Source organism: Fructobacillus ficulneus (genome assembly GCF_001047075.2).
In the GTDB taxonomy this organism is placed as follows: domain Bacteria; phylum Bacillota; class Bacilli; order Lactobacillales; family Lactobacillaceae; genus Fructobacillus; species Fructobacillus ficulneus.
In genome coordinates this window covers 634,328-640,546 of sequence record NZ_DF968005.1, presented here as the reverse complement: position 1 = coordinate 640,546, position 6,219 = coordinate 634,328, and the positions used below count along the sequence as shown (strand labels likewise).

General features: G+C 43.7%; 7 protein-coding genes and 1 pseudogene. 5 read left to right on the top strand and 3 right to left on the bottom strand.

Annotation, left to right across the window (positions count from 1 at the left end):
• The first annotated feature begins 247 nt into the window (after window positions 1-247).
• Window positions 248-508, top strand: coding sequence for a helix-turn-helix domain-containing protein (locus AOQ29_RS07615; RefSeq protein WP_061993880.1), 261 nt, complete (start codon window positions 248-250; stop codon window positions 506-508).
• On the opposite strand, the gene AOQ29_RS07610 is transcribed toward AOQ29_RS07615, so the two are convergent.
• A complete protein-coding gene (locus AOQ29_RS07610) occupies window positions 505-1,581 on the bottom strand; it encodes a peptidoglycan amidohydrolase family protein (RefSeq protein WP_061993879.1) in 1,077 nt (358 codons plus the stop codon). The genes AOQ29_RS07615 and AOQ29_RS07610 overlap by 4 nt on opposite strands.
• 256 nt (window positions 1,582-1,837) lie before the next feature.
• Here AOQ29_RS07610 and AOQ29_RS07605 point away from each other — a divergent pair, with 256 nt between their 5' ends.
• Window positions 1,838-2,761: an aldo/keto reductase gene (locus AOQ29_RS07605; RefSeq protein WP_061993878.1), complete on the top strand. Its 924-nt coding sequence runs from the start codon at window positions 1,838-1,840 to the stop codon at window positions 2,759-2,761.
• Between the two features lie 225 nt (window positions 2,762-2,986).
• Here the strand turns inward: AOQ29_RS07605 and rpsT are convergent, their stop codons facing one another.
• Entirely contained in the window at window positions 2,987-3,238 is a 252-nt protein-coding gene (rpsT, locus tag AOQ29_RS07600; RefSeq protein WP_061993877.1) for a 30S ribosomal protein S20, read from the bottom strand.
• A 48-nt stretch (window positions 3,239-3,286) separates the two neighbouring features.
• A complete protein-coding gene (rpsO, locus tag AOQ29_RS07595) occupies window positions 3,287-3,556 on the bottom strand; it encodes a 30S ribosomal protein S15 (RefSeq protein ID WP_061993876.1) in 270 nt (89 codons plus the stop codon).
• 302 nt (window positions 3,557-3,858) lie between these two features.
• On the opposite strand from rpsO, the gene gatC reads away from it, so the two are divergent.
• The 3 genes and pseudogenes from gatC to AOQ29_RS08330 all read left to right on the top strand — a co-directional run.
• Window positions 3,859-4,161 (top strand): Asp-tRNA(Asn)/Glu-tRNA(Gln) amidotransferase subunit GatC, encoded by a 303-nt coding sequence (gatC, locus tag AOQ29_RS07590; protein ID WP_061993875.1) that lies wholly within the window; start codon window positions 3,859-3,861, stop codon window positions 4,159-4,161.
• 5 nt (window positions 4,162-4,166) lie between these two features.
• The gene (gatA, locus tag AOQ29_RS07585; RefSeq protein ID WP_061993874.1) at window positions 4,167-5,633 is read left to right on the top strand and encodes an Asp-tRNA(Asn)/Glu-tRNA(Gln) amidotransferase subunit GatA; all 1,467 of its coding nucleotides are present in this window, start codon (window positions 4,167-4,169) and stop codon (window positions 5,631-5,633) included.
• Window positions 5,634-5,643: 10 nt separating this feature from the next.
• Window positions 5,644-6,219, top strand: a pseudogene (locus AOQ29_RS08330) (Asp-tRNA(Asn)/Glu-tRNA(Gln) amidotransferase subunit GatB); the annotation flags it as partial.

Genomic DNA, 6,219 nt, shown 5'->3' with positions numbered 1-6,219 from the left:
AAAAATCCCCGTAAGTTTATACAACTTACGGGGTACAGGTCATTTACCTTAGTAACTGATCTTTTTTGGTTCACTGCTATCTGTGGAATCAAATTGGAATCAGAATTAATATATATTTCGCATTTAATTTAAGTATGTTGATGTAAGTGCATAACAACTTGGTACAGACATCTATTAACATTAATTTTGTAGAACTTTTATTATTTTTGAACGAATTCTTTGTCCTATTATTGTAGAGGTAACAGCAATGGATATAGGACGACGATTAAAGCAAGTACGTGAAAATCACGCAATGACACAAGCAGAATTAGCTGACTATTTATTTGTATCGAGCCAAACAATTTCAAATTGGGAACGTGAAGTCAGTCAAATTGATTTAGAATCATTGATTAAAGTTCTGAATTTATTTCAATTATCGTTTGAGAATTTTTTGCAAGGAAATTATGATATTGAAAATTATTATCCAGACCCAATGTATTGTCCACGCTGCAAGGAAAAGTTACGTTAATGGCGGTAAACATAGAAATAGGGATTGCCATTGTAATTGGCATAATGGTTATAGTCGTATTCTTGGACAGCTGACCCTTTTGCACCTTGAGTAGAATAGTCAACTGAGATTTCGCGGGCGCCATTCCAATGTTCATCATCACTTTGACAAATGACCATGATGTGGCCGTTTGACCCACCAGACGAACCACGTCGTCCCCAAATAACAATATCGCCTCGTTCTGCTTTCCAAGCTTGGTTTTCATCTTGAAGTAAGTAACCATTTTGAGTGAGGTAATCGTGAATTGAATCGGTATTATAAATATAGGCTGGTGCTTGTCCTCCAGCCTCATGAATCGCTTGAACTACAGCGCCGGAACAATCTGCAGTGCCATCGTTACCTGTTCGTGAACCATACATTGAGTAGGTGAGGGTGCCGCGGTGGTTATAAAACCAGTTGACAACCTGATTCTTGTCAAAGAAATCATGTGCTTCTAAGATGTCCTGTTCAGCCACGTGGTCATTATGGTCACCGTTGGTGAAGGTGACTTGGTATTCCCAGGCGGAATTGCTGTAGGCGACGGGTGTCTGTGAAGTGATCGTGCCTAACCAGCCATGACGGTTGTTTAAGTCATAGCCGTTAGTTTCGTTGCTGGCCCAGTCGGCGATGCGGACGCGGTTACCGATGTTGTACCGGGCTGGTTCGGCGTTGACCAAATCTTGCTCCGCTACATGATCATTATGGTCACCATTAGTGAAGGTGACCCGGTATTCCCAGGCAGAATTGCTGTAGGTGATTGGTGTTTGCGAAGTGATTGTGCCGATCCAGCCATGATGGTTATTTAAATCATAGCCATTGGTTTCATTGCTGGCCCAGTCAGCGATGCGGACGCGGTCACCGATTTGATATTTGGACTGGGTTGTTGCTGCAGTGCTTGTGGTTTGGATTTGCTCGTTGCTAGTGGCTTGTTTTTCTTGAGAGGCTGACACGTTCAGTGGAAATACCGTTGCCCCTAAAATCAAGACTGACCATACTAGAATTGTAGGCTTCAAATTTAACTGGGCGCTGACTTTATTTGAATGAGATTTTACCATTTTATTTTTCCTTTCATGTTTTACTAATTGAAAAATAACATGGTTAGTGCTGAAAAGCAGTGAAAGAAATTGTTAGTCAAGTGCCTGGATTTTTTCAAATGAAGACCGTATTAATGAAGACCGTATTAATATTGAGGATTTCTTTGCAAAAGACTTTTAATTTTGATTTCTTCTTTTTGAAATTCATCTTTAAATTCGTTATCATAAAAGAAAATGATTTTTTAAAGTTACAGCTACCGAATTTAGGAGGAAGCACATGACAGCAGAAGTGATGATTGGTAAGACAGACGTTCAAACGACAAAGTTAGGCCTGGGAACTAACAAGGTTGGGGGTCATAACCTTTTTGTCGGCTTGAATGATGAGGACGGCTATGCCTTGGTCAAAGAGGCCTTAGATGCCGGCGTCAAGCTCATTGATACTGCCTATATGTATGGTGAAGGCCGGTCAGAAGAAATCATCGGTGACGTCATTCAAAATTACGACCGGTCAAAGTTGGTGATTGCTACCAAGGGTGCCCAAGACGCGTCTAATGGCAACCAAATTAACAATGATCCGGCCTTCTTGAAACAGGCAGTTGAAGACTCTTTGAAGCGGTTGAAGACAGATTATATCGACATCTTCTATATTCATTTTCCAGATGATAAGACTCCTAAAGATGAAGCCGTTGCGGCCTTGAACGAATTGAAGGAAGCCGGTAAGATTCGAGCCATTGGGGTGTCAAACTTTAGCCTCGACCAAATCAAAGAATCCAACAAGAATAACCAAGTCGACATTGTCGAAGACCATTACAGCTTGGTTCATCGTGGTCCTGAACAAGACGAATGGACTTACCTCCAAGAGAACCAAATCTCGTTTGTTCCATACTTTCCATTGGCCTCTGGGCTCTTGACGGGTAAGTACAGCCAGGATGACTACGAAAAGTTTGCAAAGCAATACAGCGAAGAGCAATTTAAGGCCGTTTTGGCTGGGGTTGATAGTGTTCGTGGAATTGCGGACCTACATGGCGTGACAGTCGCCCAAACCATCTTGGCTTGGTACATTGCTAACCCTGGTGTTAGTGCCGTGATTCCTGGTGCTCGCAATGCCGACCAGGTTAAAGCCAACATGAAGGCCTTGGAAGTGAAGTTGACTTCACCAGAATTCGATCAAATCGACCTAGCCTTTGCAGCTTTTAAGTAAGCATTAATTTGTATTAGTGGAAAGTGTCGGTCCCTTGGGGACTGGCATTTTTTTGCTGTCCGGAATAAATGGAAGTGCTAGCACGTCAGAACTGGCGTGCTTGATTTGGTATAAGGGGCAGAGGGTTGTTAGTCATCAAGGCGAGCACCTTTTTAATTTGATAAAAGCACGCAAAAAAATCCCCCGCTCGAAAGAGTGGGGGATTTCCAAATATCAATTAATATTTTACTTAACGTACTTAGCCAAACGTGACTTTTGACGTGAAGCTTTGTTCTTCTTGATCAATCCCTTTGATTGGGCGTGATCGATTGCTGATGAAACTTGCTTGTATAATTCAGCAGTATCAGCAGATTCAGCTTTAGCAGCCTTCAAGAAGCGCTTAACCGCAGTACGGTAAGCTGACTTTTGGGGTTCGTTGCGGTCGTGTTGCTTGGCGCTCAAACGAACCCGTTGAATAGATGATTCAATAATTGGCATATGTCCGTCTCCTTATTAAATTTGATTCTAGTTTTTGAAAAGCAAAGCTTAACGACGCAAACCTAAGCGCTTGATCAATTCACGGTAACGAGTAACATCAGTACCACGAAGGTAACGAAGCAAGTTACGACGACGACCGATCTTCTTTAAAAGACCACGTTGTGAATGAAAGTCATGCTTGTGCATTTCCATGTGTCCGTTCAATTCGTTAATGTCAGCAGTCAAAACTGCAACTTGAACTTCCACTGAACCAGTATCGCCTTCGTGGCGGGCATATTCTTTCATGATTTCGTTCTTACGTTCTTGAGTAAGGGCCATAATCATTTCCACCTTTCTTTTCTTTAATGTCTCCAAATACTGAGAAAAACGACGGTGAGACGTTAATCTAAGGATTTGGACAGTTGTTTTGACAACAGGATTAATTATACGGGGTTTTCAAAAAAAAGCAAGGAAAGGGCGTTGATTTGGCACTTTGTGACTGACTTGAGACGAATTATTAGACCAATTTGTCTATTTGAATCAAGAGGGGGCCTCTTTATGGTAAAATAGACTAGTAATTATATCGGAAAGGAAAGCCTTGAAAATGCTGTTAGAATAACTTTTTCAAGGCAGGTGACCCCATGGCAACATCAATTTCGAAAGAAGAAGTAGCCCACGTTGCTGATTTGGCAAAGCTTAGCTTTTCAGACCAGGAACTTGAGCATTTCACCGGACAGCTCCAAGAAATCGTTTCAATGTGTGAAAAGATGGCCGAAGTCGACACAACCGACGTTAAGCCAACTTTCTCAGTAACTCCTAATGTCAACCACTTACGGGAAGATGTTGCGGATAACTGGAATCAAAAGAAGGCCTTGCTTGCCCAAGCGCCTGAAGAGGCAGCCGACTTAATCAAGGTGCCCGCTATTTTGAATGGGGAGGACTAATCGGCATGACTTTTAACTATTTCGATAAGACTTTGGCTGACTTAAATGCCGACTTAAAGGCTGGTAAGATTACAGCTGAAGAATTGACAAAGGAAACCTTTGCCAATATTGACCAAACCGATGCCGACTTGCAAGCCTTTGTTCGTTTGCACGAAGAAGAAGCCTTGGCCCAAGCTCGCGCAATCGATGCTAAGGGTGACTTCTCAAACCCATTGGCTGGAATTCCAATGGCCTTGAAGGACAACATTGCCACGAATGGTTTGGAAACAACCGGTGCTTCTCATATTTTGGAAGGTTTCAAGCCCGTCTATGATGCTACAGTTACGACTAAGTTGAACGAAGCTGGGGCAGTTGTGGTTGGTAAGGCCAACATGGATGAATTTGCCATGGGTGGGTCAACCGAAACTTCTTACTATAAGCAAACCAAGAATGCCTGGGACTATACCAAGGTTCCTGGTGGATCATCGGGTGGGTCAGCCGCAGCGGTTGCTGCTGGACAAGTGCCTTACGCTCTTGGTTCGGATACCGGAGGATCAATCCGTCAACCAGCCGCCTTTAACGGTTTGGTTGGCTTGAAGCCAACCTATGGTCGGGTTTCTCGTTTTGGTCTCTTCGCCATGGCTTCATCATTGGATCAGATCGGTCCTTTGACTCGGACAGTTAAGGACAACGCCTTGGTCTTGAACGCCATTGCTGGTTTTGACAAGCGTGACTCAACTTCTGTTGAATTGGAAGTCCCTGACTTTACTGAAAAGTTGGGTCAAAGCATCAAGGGCATGAAAATTGCCGTTCCGGAAGAATACTTCCAAGAAGGAATTGATGCGGATGTTGCCACTCAAGTGAAGGCTGCGATTGCTCAATTAGAAGCTCTTGGAGCTGAAATTGGCCAAGTATCATTGCCACATACACAATATGGGGTTGCTGCTTACTACATCTTGATGTCTTCAGAAGCCTCATCAAACGTTCAACGTTATGATGGTATCCGTTATGGTTACCGGGCACCTGATGCTAAGTCATTGGAAGAAGTTTACAAGAAGACACGGACTGAAGGCTTCGGGGATGAAGTTAAGCGCCGGATTATGTTGGGAACTTACTCATTGTCAGCCGGTGCTTATGATGCCTTCTTTAAGAAAGCCGCCCAAATTCGAACATTGATTATTGAAGACTTTAACAAGGTCTTTGAGGACTACGACTTAATCGTTGGTCCAACTACACCAACCCAGGCTTACGGCATTGGGGCGGAAATTGATGATCCTAAGACGATGTACTTGGGGGATGTCTTGACTATCCCAGTTAACTTGGCTGGTTTACCAGGTTTGTCAATTAACGCCGGCTTTAATGGTGGCATGCCAATTGGTTTGCAAATGATTGGTAAGCCGTTCGATGAAGCAACCATTTACCAGGCTGCTTACGCTTTCGAACAAGAAACCCGTCTATACGACCAACATCCAGAACTTGCGGGAAAGGCTTAAGGGGGACACAATGGCAAACGACAATTTTGAAACAACCATTGGGCTTGAAGTCCACGTGGAAATGCAAACGAACTCGAAGCTTTTGTCACCTTCACCAGTTCACTATGGGGATTCACCTAACCAAAACACCAACGTGATCGACTGGGGTTACCCAGGGGTTTTGCCCGTTGCGAACAAGGGTGCCATTGATTACGGGATGCGTGTGGCCTTGGCCTTGCATGCCGACATCACGGACGAAATTCGTTGGGACCGGAAAAACTATGTTTATCCCGATAACCCTAAGTCTTACCAGACAACGCAAAACCAGACACCATTGGCTCGGAACGGTTACTTGGATGTGACTTTGCCTGATGGGTCAGTGAAGCGGATTGGAATCGACGAACTTCACGTTGAAGAAGATGCTGGTAAGAACACTCACGGAACTGACGGCTATTCTTATGTTGATTTGAACCGTCAGGGAACACCGCTAATCGAAATCGTTTCAAAGCCTGACTTGGCTTCTCCAGAAGAAGCCTATGCTTACTTGGAACAATTGCGCCGCGTAGTTCTCTTTACTGGTGTTTCTGAAGCCAAGATGCAAGAAGGA

Coding starts and splice junctions, on each gene's coding strand:
- AOQ29_RS07610 (WP_061993879.1), bottom strand. CDS start 1,581: ATGGTAAAATCTCATTCAAATAAAGTCAGCGCCCAGTTAAATTTGAAG.
- AOQ29_RS07605 (WP_061993878.1), top strand. CDS start 1,838: ATGACAGCAGAAGTGATGATTGGTAAGACAGACGTTCAAACGACAAAG.
- gatA (WP_061993874.1), top strand. CDS start 4,167: ATGACTTTTAACTATTTCGATAAGACTTTGGCTGACTTAAATGCCGAC.
- AOQ29_RS07615 (WP_061993880.1), top strand. CDS start 248: ATGGATATAGGACGACGATTAAAGCAAGTACGTGAAAATCACGCAATG.
- rpsT (WP_061993877.1), bottom strand. CDS start 3,238: ATGCCAATTATTGAATCATCTATTCAACGGGTTCGTTTGAGCGCCAAG.
- gatC (WP_061993875.1), top strand. CDS start 3,859: ATGGCAACATCAATTTCGAAAGAAGAAGTAGCCCACGTTGCTGATTTG.
- rpsO (WP_061993876.1), bottom strand. CDS start 3,556: ATGGCCCTTACTCAAGAACGTAAGAACGAAATCATGAAAGAATATGCC.